This is a genomic window from Rhizobium mulingense, assembly GCF_029194105.1.
GTDB classification, from domain to species: domain Bacteria; phylum Pseudomonadota; class Alphaproteobacteria; order Rhizobiales; family Rhizobiaceae; genus Rhizobium; species Rhizobium mulingense.
The window spans coordinates 341,603-355,592 of the sequence record NZ_JARFVE010000004.1; the positions used below are offsets into that span (position 1 = coordinate 341,603).

12 protein-coding genes are annotated in these 13,990 nt (G+C 62.9%); all 12 read left to right on the top strand.

The features are described 5' to 3' along the window. Nucleotides 1-106: 106 nt before the first annotated feature. The 12 genes from mraZ to murB are packed head-to-tail and all read left to right on the top strand — an operon-like array spanning nt 107 to nt 13,990. Nucleotides 107-544 (top strand): division/cell wall cluster transcriptional repressor MraZ, encoded by a 438-nt coding sequence (gene mraZ / locus PYR71_RS10555; protein ID WP_275619295.1) that lies wholly within the window; start codon nt 107-109, stop codon nt 542-544. 17 nt (nt 545-561) lie between these two features. After that, nucleotides 562-1,587 carry a 16S rRNA (cytosine(1402)-N(4))-methyltransferase RsmH gene (gene rsmH, locus PYR71_RS10560; protein WP_275619296.1) on the top strand — a complete coding sequence of 342 codons (1,026 nt, stop codon included), beginning with the start codon at nt 562-564 and terminating at the stop codon, nt 1,585-1,587. Nucleotide 1,588: 1 nt separating this feature from the next. Further along, nucleotides 1,589-2,062 (top strand): cell division protein FtsL, encoded by a 474-nt coding sequence (gene ftsL, locus PYR71_RS10565; RefSeq protein ID WP_275619297.1) that lies wholly within the window; start codon nt 1,589-1,591, stop codon nt 2,060-2,062. Then, the gene (locus tag PYR71_RS10570) at nt 2,062-3,819 is read left to right on the top strand and encodes a peptidoglycan D,D-transpeptidase FtsI family protein (protein WP_183912680.1); all 1,758 of its coding nucleotides are present in this window, start codon (nt 2,062-2,064) and stop codon (nt 3,817-3,819) included. The genes ftsL and PYR71_RS10570 overlap by 1 nt, the downstream gene beginning before the upstream one ends. 6 nt (nt 3,820-3,825) lie before the next feature. Next, nucleotides 3,826-5,346 (top strand): UDP-N-acetylmuramoyl-L-alanyl-D-glutamate--2,6-diaminopimelate ligase, encoded by a 1,521-nt coding sequence (locus tag PYR71_RS10575; RefSeq protein WP_275619298.1) that lies wholly within the window; start codon nt 3,826-3,828, stop codon nt 5,344-5,346. Beyond that, nucleotides 5,343-6,782, top strand: coding sequence for a UDP-N-acetylmuramoylalanyl-D-glutamyl-2,6-diaminopimelate--D-alanyl-D-alanine ligase (locus tag PYR71_RS10580; protein ID WP_275619299.1), 1,440 nt, complete (start codon nt 5,343-5,345; stop codon nt 6,780-6,782). The genes PYR71_RS10575 and PYR71_RS10580 overlap by 4 nt, the downstream gene beginning before the upstream one ends. A gap of 21 nt (nt 6,783-6,803) precedes the next feature. Beyond that, on the top strand, nt 6,804-7,904 hold the full coding sequence (gene mraY, locus PYR71_RS10585; protein WP_183912686.1) for a phospho-N-acetylmuramoyl-pentapeptide-transferase: 1,101 nt from the start codon (nt 6,804-6,806) through the stop codon (nt 7,902-7,904). A gap of 4 nt (nt 7,905-7,908) precedes the next feature. Then, nucleotides 7,909-9,321, top strand: coding sequence for a UDP-N-acetylmuramoyl-L-alanine--D-glutamate ligase (gene murD, locus PYR71_RS10590; RefSeq protein WP_275619300.1), 1,413 nt, complete (start codon nt 7,909-7,911; stop codon nt 9,319-9,321). A 1-nt stretch (nt 9,322) separates the two neighbouring features. After that, nucleotides 9,323-10,477 carry a putative lipid II flippase FtsW gene (gene ftsW, locus PYR71_RS10595; RefSeq protein WP_183912690.1) on the top strand — a complete coding sequence of 385 codons (1,155 nt, stop codon included), beginning with the start codon at nt 9,323-9,325 and terminating at the stop codon, nt 10,475-10,477. A 5-nt stretch (nt 10,478-10,482) separates the two neighbouring features. Further along, nucleotides 10,483-11,607, top strand: coding sequence for an undecaprenyldiphospho-muramoylpentapeptide beta-N-acetylglucosaminyltransferase (murG, locus tag PYR71_RS10600; RefSeq protein ID WP_275619301.1), 1,125 nt, complete (start codon nt 10,483-10,485; stop codon nt 11,605-11,607). Continuing rightward, nucleotides 11,604-13,019 (top strand): UDP-N-acetylmuramate--L-alanine ligase, encoded by a 1,416-nt coding sequence (murC, locus tag PYR71_RS10605; protein WP_183912694.1) that lies wholly within the window; start codon nt 11,604-11,606, stop codon nt 13,017-13,019. The genes murG and murC overlap by 4 nt, the downstream gene beginning before the upstream one ends. Further along, nucleotides 13,016-13,990 carry a UDP-N-acetylmuramate dehydrogenase gene (gene murB / locus PYR71_RS10610; protein ID WP_275619302.1) on the top strand — a complete coding sequence of 325 codons (975 nt, stop codon included), beginning with the start codon at nt 13,016-13,018 and terminating at the stop codon, nt 13,988-13,990. The genes murC and murB overlap by 4 nt, the downstream gene beginning before the upstream one ends.

Sequence of the window (13,990 nt, forward strand, 5' to 3'; positions counted from 1 at the left end):
AACGTCGGAGGGGTTTTTACTCATCCGGCTTGCGAAGCTGTGCCTGATATTGGGGGTTTCGGACGTCTTTTGGTCCGGATCCCTGCGGGAACGGATGTTTCGTGTGATGAGCCGCTTCCTCTCGAATGCGACCAACAGGATCGATGCCAAGAGCAGGGTTTCCGTGCCTTCGGCGTTTCGTTCCGTGCTGGCGCAGCGCAATGTCCAGGAGCTCTATTGCTTCCAGGACTTTGTGTTTCCGGCGATCAGTGTCGGCGGTCCGGATCTTCTCGAAAGATTCGAACGGCAGATTGCTGCGGAGGATCCGTTTTCGCCGGATGCGAACGAGATGTCGCTTCTAATTCACGGGGGCGGGGTCTTCATGCGGCTCGATGCCGAGGGGCGGTTGATGGTCACGGATTTCATCCGCGGCTTCACCGGTATCTCGGACGAAGTGACCTTCGTCGGTCGGGCAGATCATTTTCAGCTCTGGCAGCCGCAGGCTTTTATGGCTGCGCAGACGCAGGCACGAGGGGAGCGCAAGCTGGCGGGCAAGCGTTCCTGAAAGAGCGAGGGAACGGAATGGCGGCGAATCCTGGCGGAGGTTCAACTGATGCCGGTGGCGGACCGGTTCGTCACATTCCGGTTCTTCTTGATGAGGTTCTCGCGGCGCTGGCGCCGGCGCCCGGCAAACTCATCCTCGACGGTACATTCGGTGCGGGCGGCTATACGTCGGCCATTCTTGCTGCCGGCGCCGAGGTGATTGCGCTCGACCGCGATCCGACGGCGATTGCGTCGGGTCAGGCGATGGTTGCCGCCCATGGCGGCCATCTCAAGCTCGTTCATTCGCAGTTCTCGCATCTGGCCGATCATGCGCCGAAAGGCGGCCTCGACGGCGTCGTGCTCGATATCGGCGTTTCCTCGATGCAGATCGACGAGGCCGAGCGCGGCTTCTCCTTTCAGAAGAACGGTCCGCTCGACATGCGCATGTCGGCGACAGGTGTTTCGGCCGCCGATGTGGTCAACCGCGCCAAGGTCTCCGATCTCATCCGCATTTTCCATTTTCTCGGTGAGGAGAGTCAGGCGCCGCGCATCGCGCATGCGATCGAGAAGCGCCGCGTCGAAAAGCCATTTGAGACGACACGCGATCTCGCCGGCCTCATCGAACAGGTCACGCCGCGCAAGATGAAAGACAAAATCCATCCGGCGACGCGCGTCTTTCAGGCACTTCGCATCTTTGTCAATGATGAACTCGCCGAACTCGCGCAGGCATTGTTTGCGGCAGAAGCGGTGTTGAAGCCCGGTGGGCGGCTCGTCGTCGTCACCTTCCATTCGCTCGAAGATCGCATCGTCAAGAAGTTCTTTTCCGATCGCGCCGGCAAGGCATCGGGTTCGCGGCACCTGCCGGCCGCACTTGAGCGGGCGGCAACCTTTACGGCTGTGGGCAAGTCGATGGTTTCGGCAAGCGAGGCGGAGGCTGAGGCCAATCCGCGCGCCCGCTCTGCCAAGTTGCGCGCCGGCCGAAGAACGGACGCCGCCGCGGAGGCTGCGGATATGTCGCTCTTCGGTTTTCCCAATCTTGCCAGCCTTGGAAAGCTTGGAGGTTGATATGCTGAAAACGTTCGATCTCGTGCTTATCGGCGTCATGACGGCAACTGCCGCCATCACCTACACGATCAAGCACCGCGCCGAATTGAAGCTCGAGGAGGTTCATCGCCTCGAAGCCGAAATCAAACTGGAGAAGGATACGATCGACCTTCTCAAGGCCGACTGGGCGCTGCAATCGCAGCCGAACCGGCTGGAGCGGCTGGTCAAAGCTTATAATGACGAGCTGCAACTGCAGCCGACGGAATCGACGGCGCTGGTGCATGCCAAGGAATTGCCGATGCTGAAATCCGAGGTTCCCGTGCCTGATGTGACGGAGGCCAAAGCCGGCGCGAAAGGCGCGACCGGGGCCAGCGCTACCGCGGCCAGCGCCAAGGGCGCGACCGTGGCGGCCAAGGGTCAGCCCGTTCCAAAGGCCGCGCCGCGCGGCGAGGCCGAGGATGAAGCAGACGAGATCGAAACGGGGTCGGTGGAATAATGTCGTTTCTTTCCCGCATCATGGTTTTGAAGAGCCAGGCGCATTTCTCCGCCGGCGTCTATAATCGTTTCGGCGGCCCCTCCGCCGGCGTGGCGATCGAGGGGACGCGCAAGAAGAAGTCGGGACAGGCGAAGAGCCGTGTCGGCCTGCTGATCCTCGGTTTCATGGGTGTCTATGTCGTCATCGGCGGCCGCCTCGTCGAATATGCGATGAAGGATCAGGAGGTCGTCTCCAGCATCCTGCCTCCCGACCGGCTGATGGCCTCGCGCCCCGACATTCTCGACCGCAACGGCGAGGTGCTGGCGACCGATATCCGCACCGTCTCGCTGTTTGCCGAGCCGAACAAGATCGTCGATCCCGACGAGGCGGTCGAGAAGCTTGCAACGGTTCTGCCCGAGCTCGACGTCAAGGACACCTACAAGAAACTCTCGGTCAAGACATCGCATTTCGCCTGGCTGCGCCGGCAGCTGACGCCAAAGCAGCAGAGCCAGATCCTGGCGCTCGGTATTCCCGGCATCGGCTTCCGGCCGGAGAAGCGCCGCTTCTATCCGGGCGGATCGACCGCCGCGCACATTCTTGGTTACGTCAACATCGACAACCGTGGTGTTGCCGGCATGGAGAAGTTCATCGACGACCAGGGGCTCGCCGATCTCGCCTCGGTCGGCATGACCAGCGATCAGCCGCTCGAGCCGGTGCGGCTGTCGATCGATCTGCGCGTCCAGAACATCGTCCGGGACGCGGTCGTCAACGCCGTAAACAATTTCCAGTCCAAGGGTGCGGGTGCAGCTGTCATCGACGTGCATACCGGAGAAGTGCTGGCAATGGCATCGGCGCCGGATTTCGATCCGAACGATCCGCAGGAGGGCGCCAAGGAGGGCTGGCTCAACCGGATGACCAACGGCACCTTCGAAATGGGGTCGACCTTCAAAACCTTTTCGCTGGCAATGGCGCTCGACACCGGCAAGGTGAAGATGACCGATACGTTCGATGCCAGCAAGCCGATCTATATCGGCGGCTTCACCATCCACGATTTTCATGGGCAGCGCCGCTGGTTGACCGTGCCTGAAATTTTCCAGTATTCGTCGAATATCGGCACGGCGCGCGTGATCGACATCGTCGGCATCGACGCGCAGAAGGATTATCTTACCAAGCTCGGCCTGCTGACGAAGATGCAGACCGAACTGCCCGAAGTGAAGATGCCGAGCCAGCCGCGCGTCTGGAAGAAGATCAATTCGATCACGATTTCCTTCGGTCACGGGGTTTCGACGACGGCGCTGCAGACCGGCGTGGCGGCGGCCGCCCTCGTTAACGGCGGCAAGCTGATCGAGCCGACATTCCTGCCGCGCACGCGCGAAGAGGCCGATCAGATCGCCACGCAGGTCCTCAAGAAGTCGACCAGCGACGCCGTCCGCTATCTCCTTGATTTCAACGGCTACAAGGGCTCGGGGCGCGTCGCGCGCGTGCCCGGTTTCGCCGTCGGCAGCAAGACCGGCACGGCCGACAAGGTGGTGAACGGGCGTTATTCCTCGACGCTGAACTTCAACTCCTTCATCGCTGCCTTCCCGATCAACGATCCCAAATATGCGGTGATCACCTTCTGCGACGAGCCGAAGACCGGCGAGAAACAATATGGCGGAACGATCTCCGCCGGTACCGCCGGCCCAATTGCCCGCGAGATCATCAGCCGCGCCGCTCCCATTCTCGGCATCGAGCCGAAATTCGGAGAAGGTGGTTCGGCCTTGCTGGTGTCTTATTGAGCGTGAATGAATATCGACGCCGATTCGCGAGGGGCGGACCGGCTTCAAGAGGGAAAAGTGCATTCGATGAAATTGCGAGACCTGGCCGGAGATCAGTTTCCGGAACTTGAAGCACAGCTCGAAGGCCCGGCAGGCCTGCTTGATATTTCAGGCCTGTCTTCGGACAGCCGTCATGTGGCGCCGGGCAACGCCTTCATCGCGGTCGCCGGCACAAAGGCGGACGGCGCGGGCTTCATCGTCGATGCCGCCGGCCGAGGCGCTGCCGTCGTGATCGCCTCCCAGCCGGTCGATGCTTCCATTCCGGTGCTTGCGGTTAAAGAGCCGCGCCGCTTCCTGTCGATCGCCGCCGCGCGGTTCTACGGCAGGCAGCCCGATACCATGGTTGCAGTGACCGGCACGGCGGGCAAGACCTCCGTCGCCTCGTTCACCCGGCAGATCTGGGCGCATGCAGGCCATGCGGCCGCGATGATCGGCACAACGGGCGTGGTTTCGCCGACGCGCAACGAATATGGTGCGCTGACGACGCCGGATCCTGTGTCGTTGCACAAGCTCCTGGCCGAACTTGCCGACGAAGGCGTCACGCATGCGTCGATGGAGGCTTCCAGCCACGGTCTCGACCAGAGCCGGCTCGATGGCGTGAAGCTTGCCGCCGCCGCCTTCACCAATCTCGGCCGCGACCACATGGATTATCATCCGACCGTTGAGGCCTATATGGCCGCCAAGATGCGGCTTTTCGATAGGCTGCTGCCGAAGGGTGCGCCGGCGGTGATATTCGCCGACGATGCCTGGTCGGCGCAGGCGGTCAAGGCCGCTGCCGATGCCGGTCACGATGTGCGCACCGTCGGCCGCAAGGGCGATTACCTCACGCTGAAACGCGTCGAGCATTTCCGTCACAAGCAGACTGCCGAGATCCATATCGGCGACGAGATCTTCGAGGTGGACATTCCGCTGGCCGGCGATTTCCAGGTCGCCAATACACTGGTCGCCGCAGGCCTTGCCATGTCGACGGGCGTCGAGCCGAAAGCTGCGATGGCCGCGCTCGAGAAACTCGTCGGAGCATCCGGCCGGCTCGAGCTCGTCGGGCATACCAAGGACGGCGCGCTCGCCTATGTCGATTATGCCCATAAGCCGGATGCGCTGGAAAACGTGTTGAACTCGGTCCGGCCATTCACGACCGGCCGCGTCATCGTCGTCTTCGGTTGCGGCGGCGACCGCGACCGCGGCAAGCGGCCGATCATGGGCGAAATAGCCTGCCGTCTTGCCGATGTCGTGATCGTCACCGACGACAATCCCCGTTCGGAGGAGCCGGCCGCGATCCGGGCGGAGATCATGGCAGCAGCGCCCTGCGCCTCGGAAATCGCCGACCGCGCCACCGCCATCCGCGAGGCGGTCGCCATGCTGAAATCGGGCGATACGCTGATCGTTGCCGGCAAGGGACATGAGGAAGGGCAGACGATTGGCGCCGTCACCTTGCCGTTCTCCGATCATGCGGAGGTGCGCAAGGCGTTGGAGGAACTGAAATCGTGAGCTGGCTCTGGACGACCGACGACATGATCGCAGCGATGGCGGGGCGCCCTTTCGGCACGCTGCCCGAAGGCATCACCGGTATCTCCATCGACAGCCGATCGATCACATCAGGCGAAGCCTTCTTCGCCATCAAGGGTGACCGAGTCGACGGTCACGACTACGCGTCGATGGCGATGGCGAACGGCGCCTCCCTGCTTGTCGTCAGCGAGGCAAGGCTCCCCGCCATGGGCCGCCTGACGGTGCCGATGATCGTCGTGGAAGACGTGCTTGCGGCTCTTGGGAAACTCGGCCTTGCCTCGCGCGAGCGCTCGCAGGCCCGGATCATCGCGGTGACGGGATCGGTCGGCAAGACCACCACCAAGGAAATGCTGCGGCAAGTTTTGTCGCCTTCCGGCAAGGTGCATGCGTCTGTTGCCTCGTTCAACAATCATTGGGGCGTTCCCCTGACGCTGGCGCGCATGCCTGACGATACGGACTACGGCGTCTTCGAAGTCGGCATGAACCATCCGGGTGAGATCCGGCCGCTGGTGGCGATGATCCGCCCCGATATTGCCGTGATCACGACGATCGCACCGGCCCATCTCGGCAATTTCAAGAGCATCAAGGAGATCGCCGCCGCCAAGGCGGAGATTTTCGAGGGGCTAGAACCCGGCGGTCATGTCGTGCTCAACCGCGACAATGATCAGTTCAATTTCCTCGACCGCACGGCGCAGTCGCTCGGCATCGAGCATATTCATTCCTTCGGCCAGCATGCCAAGGCCGAATTTCGGCTGGCGGAATTCAACGGCTCGGACGAAAATTCAACCCTGTGGCTGACGATCGGCGGCGAGACGCTGGAGGTCGCGCTCGGCGCGCCCGGCCGCCATATCGCGGAGAATGCGCTGGCAGCACTCGGCGTCGTCAGGATCGTCGGCGCGGACATGGGCAAGGCAATCGAAGCGCTTGCGACGCTGAAGCCGGAAAAGGGCAGGGGCAAGCGTCACCGCCTGTCGATCGGCGGCGGCAACGACGGCTTCACGCTGATCGACGAGAGCTACAATGCCAATCCCGCCTCGATGCGGGCGGCGATCGCGCTGCTGGCGGCCGCCGAGCCGACCGGCCGCGGCCGCCGCATCGCCGTGCTCGGCGACATGCTCGAGATGGGCGAATACGCCGAGAAGGTTCATGCCGATCTCGCCGGACCGCTGCTTGCTGCCGGCATCGAACATGTCTGGCTTGCAGGCGCCGACATGACTGCGCTCAAGGAATCACTGCCGGAAAGCGTCCATGTCGAATACCGGGAAAAGACGGACGAATTGACGGACTACGTGTTGAACTCGGTCGTCCCGGGCGATGTGTTGATGGTGAAATCGTCTCTGGGCATCGGTTTCGGCAAGATCGTCGCCGCGCTTCTTGACAAGTTCCCGGCATTTGCCGACACGCAACGCGAACTTTGATCGGGTAACAAGGGGCCCTGAATGCTGATCTGGCTTGTCGAACTGTCGGAATATTTCAAGTTTCTGAATCTGTTCAGATATATCACCTTCCGCACGGGCGCCGCTCTTTTCACCTCCGCACTGATCGTCTTCCTGTTCGGGCCGACGATCATCAATTCGCTGCGCATCCGGCAAGGCAAGGGCCAGCCGATCCGCGCCGATGGGCCGCAGACGCATTTCAAGAAGGCCGGCACGCCGACCATGGGCGGACTGATGATCCTGGCCGGCATCGTTGGGGCCTCGCTCCTCTGGGCCGACCTTTCGAACGTCTATGTCGTCGCCACCCTGCTGGTGACGCTGGGTTTCGGCGCGATCGGCTTCTACGACGATTATCTCAAGGTGACGAAGCAGAGCCATAAGGGCTTTTCCGGCAAGGCCCGCCTCGGCATCGAGTTCGTCATCGCCGGCATCGCCGTATATTTCATGATGCGCACGGCTCTTGCCTCGGGGACCGCCGGCTCGACCTTCGGCTCCTCGATCGCTTTTCCCTTCTTCAAGGACTTCCTGATCAATATCGGCATCATGTTCGTGGTCTTCGGCGGTTTCGTCATCGTCGGCGCCGGCAACGCCGTCAACCTGACGGACGGGCTCGACGGCCTCGCCATCGTGCCTGTGATGATCGCAGCCGCCTCCTTCGGCGTCATCGCCTATCTCGCCGGCAACGTGGTGTTTGCGAACTACCTGCAGATCAATTTCGTGCCCGGCACCGGCGAGCTTGCTGTCGTGCTCGGCGCCGTCATCGGGGCCGGTCTCGGCTTTCTCTGGTTCAACGCGCCGCCGGCCGCCATCTTCATGGGCGACACCGGCTCGCTGGCGCTTGGCGGCACGATCGGTACCGTCGCCGTCGCCACCAAGCACGAGATCGTCATGGCAATCATCGGCGGCCTCTTCGTCATGGAGACGCTGTCGGTCATCATCCAGGTCGGCTTCTTCAAGATGACCGGCCGGCGCGTCTTCCTGATGGCGCCGATCCACCATCACTTCGAGAAGAAGGGTTGGACCGAAAGCCAGGTGGTGATCCGCTTCTGGATCATCGCCGTCGGCCTTGCCATGCTCGGCCTCTCGACGCTGAAGCTGCGGTGAGGCGATGATCCCGGTCACGACGCACAAGGACAAGAAGGTTGCGCTCTTCGGGCTCGGCGGCTCGGGTTTCGCCACCGCCCGGGCGCTGATTGCGGGCGGCGCCGAAGTCACTGCCTGGGACGACAATCCCGACAGCGTCGCCAAGGCTTCCGCCGAAGGCATCCGAACAGAGGACCTGCACAGCATCGACTGGGGTCAGCAGGCGCTTTTCGTGCTGTCGCCCGGCGTGCCGCTCACCCATCCCAAGCCGCACTGGACTGTCGATCTTGCGCGCGCGGCCGGCGTCGACGTCGTCGGCGACGTCGAGCTTTTCGTGCGCGAGCGCCGCGCCCATGCACCAGACTGCCCGTTCATCGCCATCACGGGCACCAACGGCAAGTCGACGACGACGGCGCTGATTGCCCATATCCTGAAATCCTCAGGCTACGACACGCAGCTCGGCGGCAATATCGGCACGGCGGTGCTGACGCTCGACCCGCCGAAAGCGGGGCGTTATTTCGTCGTCGAATGCTCGTCCTACCAGATCGATCTGGCGCCGACGCTGAACCCCTCGGCTGGCATTCTGCTCAACCTGACGCCCGACCACCTCGACCGTCACGGCACGATGCAGCATTATGCCGAGGTCAAGGAACGGCTGGTCGCCGGCAGCGACGTCGCGGTCGTCGGCGTCGACGACAGCCATTCGGCGCTGATCGCCGACCGCGTCCAGCGGGCAGGCGTCAAGGTGGTCCGCATCTCCCGCCGCAACGTGGTGGCCGAAGGCATCTATGCCGAGGGCACGAAACTCGTCCAGGCCGCCGGCGGCGCAATGTTGCCCTTCGTCGATCTCGACGGCATTCAGACGCTGCGCGGCAGCCACAATGCGCAGAATGCCGCGGCCGCCATCGCCGCCTGCCTTGCGGTCGGCGTTTCCGCTGACGACATCCGTGCCGGCCTTGCCTCGTTCCCCGGCCTTAAACATCGCATGCAGCCGGTCGGCCGGCGCGGCCGTGTCGTCTTCGTCAACGATTCCAAGGCCACCAATGCCGATGCGGCAGCACCCGCCCTTTCGAGCTACGACCGTATCTACTGGATTGCTGGCGGTCTGGCGAAATCCGGCGGCATCACGACGCTCGCCCCTCATTTTCCGCGCATCGCCAAGGCCTATCTGATCGGTGAGGCGGCGGCGGAATTCGCGGCGACGCTGGGCGAGGCCGTGCCCTACGAAATTTCGGGCACGCTGGAGCGCGCGGTCGCGCATGCTGCAGCCGACGCGGATTGCGACGAGGCGGCTGCTTCGGCCGTGATGTTATCCCCGGCTTGCGCAAGCTTCGACCAGTATAAGAACTTCGAAGTCAGGGGCGATGCCTTCGTCGCCCACGTGGCCGCACTTGACGGAATGACGATGCTGATCGGTCCTGTAGCAGGAGAGAAATGACATGGTAAGCCGCGCGGAACGTGGGCCTCTGGCCGATTGGTTCTGGACCATCGACCGCTTCTTCCTGGCAATGTTCATTTTCCTGATGGGCATCGGCTTCATGCTGTCCTTCGCCGCTTCTCCCGCGGTTGCCGAGCGCATCGGGTTGGAACCTTTCCACTTCGTCAAGCGCCATGCGGCCTTTATGATCCCGTCGATCGCCGTCATGCTCGGGCTGTCCTTCCTGACACCGCGCCAGGTGCGGCGGACCGCGATTCTGCTATTGATCATCTCGCTTGCCATGATGGTGCTGGTGCTGTTCGTCGGGCAGGAGGTCAAGGGCGGCAGGCGGTGGATCTGGATCGCCGGTCTTTCGATCCAGCCGTCGGAATTCATGAAGCCCGCCTTCGTCGTGGTCTGCGCCTGGCTTTTTGCCGAACATGCGCGCCAGCCGGAGATCCCCGGCAATCTCTTCGCCATCATTCTGTTCGGCATCGTCGCGGCCCTTCTCGTCGCGCAGCCGGACCTCGGCCAGACCATCCTGACCACGGCCGTCTGGGGCGGCATGTTCTTCATGGCCGGCATGCCATGGATCTGGATCATGCTGCTCGGCATCGGCGGCGCTGGCGGCTTGCTCAGCGCCTATTACGTTTTCCCGCATGTGGCGTTGCGTATCGACAAGTTCATGACCGGCGAGGGCGACACGTTCCAGATCGACACGGCGCGCGAAGCGATCATCCGCGGCAGCTGGTTCGGCCAGGGACCGGGAGAGGGCATCGTCAAGCGGATCATCCCCGACGCCCATACCGACTTCATCTTCTCGGTTGCGGCCGAGGAATTCGGCATCGTCTTCTGCATGGCGCTCGTGGCGCTGTTCACCGTGCTGGTGCTGCGCGGCCTGTCGCATGCGTATCGTGAGCGCAACGACTTCAACCGCTTTGCCGTCGCCGGTCTGGTGCTGCAGATGGGCATCCAGTCAATCATCAATATCGGCGTCAACCTCGAACTGCTGCCGGCAAAGGGCATGACGCTGCCGCTGATTTCCTACGGAGGTTCGTCCATGGTGGCGATCTGCGTCACCGCCGGCTTCATTCTGGCGCTGACGCGCCATCGGCCGGAAAAGCGCGCGCAGGACCGAAGCCTCTTCCGCGTCCCGCACGGCATGCCGGCGGAGTAATGATCATGAGCAAAGGCATCGTGCTGCTTGCCGCCGGGGGGACCGGCGGCCATGTGTTTCCGGCGGAGGCGCTGGCCTTCAAGCTGAAGGAACGCGGCTATTCGGTGCATCTCGTCACCGACAGCCGGGCCGAGCGTTATGCCGGCAAATTCCCGGCCGAGGAGATCCATGTCGTACCGTCGGCGACGATCGGTTCGAAGAACCCGGTCGCCGTCGCCCGCTCGCTGTGGACGCTGTGGAGCGGCATGCGGGCGGCCAAAAAGCTGATCCAGCGGCTGAAGCCTGTCATCGTCGTCGGTTTCGGCGGCTATCCCACGGTGCCGCCGCTGCTGGCCGCCACGCGGCTCGGTGTCGCCTCGATGCTGCATGAACAGAACGCCGTCATGGGGCGCGCCAACAAGGCGTTGGCCCCGCGCGTCAAGGCGATTGCCGGCGGCTTTCTACCGGAAAGCGGCGATGCTTTTTCCGACAAGACAGTTGCGACCGGCAATCCCGTGCGCCCGGCTATCCTTGCCGCGGCCGAACAGCCCTATCATCCCTCGCTTTCCGGAGAACCATTCCATCTCGTCGTCTTCGGCGGCAGCCAGGGCGCGCAGTATTTCTCCAAGGCCATGCCGACGGCGATCAGCTTGCTCGACGAAGAGCTGCGGGCGCGGCTCAGGGTGACGCAACAGGTTCGGCCGGAGGATATGGAGATGGTGCGCGGCTGCGTGGCGCAGCTGCAGATGGGTGCCGATATCGCGCCGTTTTTCAATGATATGGCGGAGCGTCTTGCCAAAGCGCATCTGGTGATCTGCCGCTCCGGCGCGTCCACGGTTTCGGAAATCTCCGTCATAGGCCGCCCGGCCATCCTGGTGCCTTATCCGCATGCGCTCGACCACGATCAGGCGGCGAACGCCGCCGCACTGGCTGCGACCGGCGGGGCAAAGGTAATCACTCAATCCGAGCTTTCGCCGGAACGTATCGCCTCTATACTGAGCCATGTGATGAACGATCCGGAAAAGCTGTCGCACATGGCGGCGGCGGCGAAGCTTGCCGGGAAACCGGATGCGGCAAACTTGCTTGCCGACTTGGTTGAGGCTATTGCCGCCGGTAAGACAGTCTCAGAATTCAAGAGGGCACGCGCATGAAACTGCCGAAGGCGATCGGTCTCGTCCATTTCATTGGCATTGGCGGCATCGGCATGAGCGGCATTGCCGAAGTACTGCACAATCTCGGCCACAAGGTGCAGGGATCGGATCAGGCCGACAGCGCCAATGTGCAGCGCCTGCGCGACAAAGGCATTGAGGTCTTCGTCGGCCATCGCGCCGAAAATCTGGGCGATGCCGAAGTCGTCGTCGTCTCGACGGCGATCAAGAAGAGCAATCCGGAACTTATCGCCGCCCGTGAAAAGCTGCTGCCGGTGGTGCGCCGCGCTGAAATGCTTGCAGAACTGATGCGCTTTCGCAATGCAATTGCCATCGGCGGCACCCACGGCAAGACGACGACGACCTCGCTGGTGGCGACCCTGCTCGAAGCCGGCGGGCTCGACCCGACCGTCATCAACGGCGGCATCATCAATGCCTACGGCACCAATGCCCGGATGGGCGAGGGCGAGTGGATGGTGGTCGAGGCCGACGAATCGGACGGCACCTTCCTGAAGCTTCCGGCCGATGTTGCCGTCATCACCAACATCGACCCCGAACATCTCGACCATTACGGCAATTTCGATGCGGTGCGCGCCGCCTTCCGGCAGTTCGTCGAGAACGTGCCGTTTTACGGTTTCGGCGTCATGTGCCTCGACCACCCCGAAGTGCAATCGCTGGTCGGCCGCATCGAGGACCGCAAGATCATCACCTATGGCGAGAACCCGCAGGCCGACGTGCGCTTCAAGAATGTGCGAATCGACGGCACGCGCTCGATCTTCGATGTCGAGATCCGCCGCCGCCGCACCGGCCAGGTGACCGAGCTCAAGGGGCTGGTCATGCCGATGCCCGGGCGGCACAATATTTCCAACGCGACGGCGGCGATCGCGGTCGCCAACCGGCTTGGCATATCGAGTGAAGATATCGCCAAGGGGCTTGCCTCCTTCGGCGGCGTCAAGCGCCGCTTCACCTTGACGGGCGAATGGAACGGAGTGCAGATCTTCGACGATTACGGCCACCATCCGGTCGAGATCAAGGCGGTGCTGCGCGCGGCCCGCGAGGCCTGCAAGGGCCGCATCATCGCCGTCCACCAGCCGCACCGGTACAGCCGTCTCGCAAGCCTATTCGAGGAATTCGCGGCCTGCTTCAACGATGCCGACAGCATTTTTCTGGCGCCCGTCTATGCGGCAGGCGAGGATGCAATCGAAGGCGCCGACTCCACGTCGCTCGTCTCGCGCATCAAATCCGGCGGCCATCGCGACGCCCGCTTCCTGTCTTCGGCCGAGCTTCTGCCGCAGATGGTTGCAGAGGTTGCAAAGCCTGGCGATTTCGTGGTTCTGTTGGGGGCTGGAAGCATCACATCCTGGGCAGCCGCACTGCCCAGACAACTGGAAGGCCTATCGGGAAAGTCCGCATGAAACAGGTGAATGGGGAAAAGCTTCTCGCGTCTCTCGGAGACGGTGTAAAGGATATCCGCGGCCGTATCACGCCGGATGCCCCCATGGATCGCGTCACCTGGTTCCGGGCCGGCGGTCTGGCCGAACTGATGTTCCAGCCGCATGACGTCGACGATCTCATCGCCTTCCTGAAGATCCTGCCGGAAGAGGTGCCGCTGACGGTGGTCGGCGTCGGCTCCAATATCCTCGTGCGCGACGGCGGCATTCCCGGAGTCGTGCTGCGCCTGTCGGCCAAGGGCTTCGGCTTCGTCGAGTTGGCCGGCGAAAACCGCATCCTCGCTGGCGCAATCTGCCCCGACAAGCATGTCGCGGCGATGGCGATGGACAACGGCATCGGCGGTTTTCATTTTTTCTATGGCATTCCAGGCGGTATCGGCGGCGCGGCGCGCATGAATGCCGGCGCTAACGGCGTCGAGACGCGCGAGCGGCTGATCGAGGTCAACGCCGTCGACCGCAAGGGCAACAAGCATGTGCTTTCCAATGCGGAGATGGGGTATTCCTACCGGCATTCAAAAGCGCCCGGCGATCTGATCTTCACCTCGGTGCTGTTCGAGGGCTATCCTGAAGATCGCGCCCAGATCCGCGCCGAAATGGACGCCGTGCGCAATCACCGGGAGACGGTGCAGCCGGTGCGTGAAAAGACCGGCGGCTCGACCTTCAAGAACCCGCCGGGCCATTCGGCCTGGAAGCTGATCGACGAGGCGGGCTGCCGCGGCCTCGTCATCGGCGGCGCCCAGATGTCGTCGCTTCACTGCAATTTCATGATCAATATGGGGCAGGCGACCGGCTACGATCTCGAATATCTCGGCGAGCAGGTGCGTCGCGAGGTTTTCGAGAAAGAGGGCATCAAGCTCGAATGGGAAATCAAGCGCCTCGGCGTCTTCATGCCCGGCCGCGAAGTGCGCCCGTTCCAGGGTGTGACCAGCGAATAA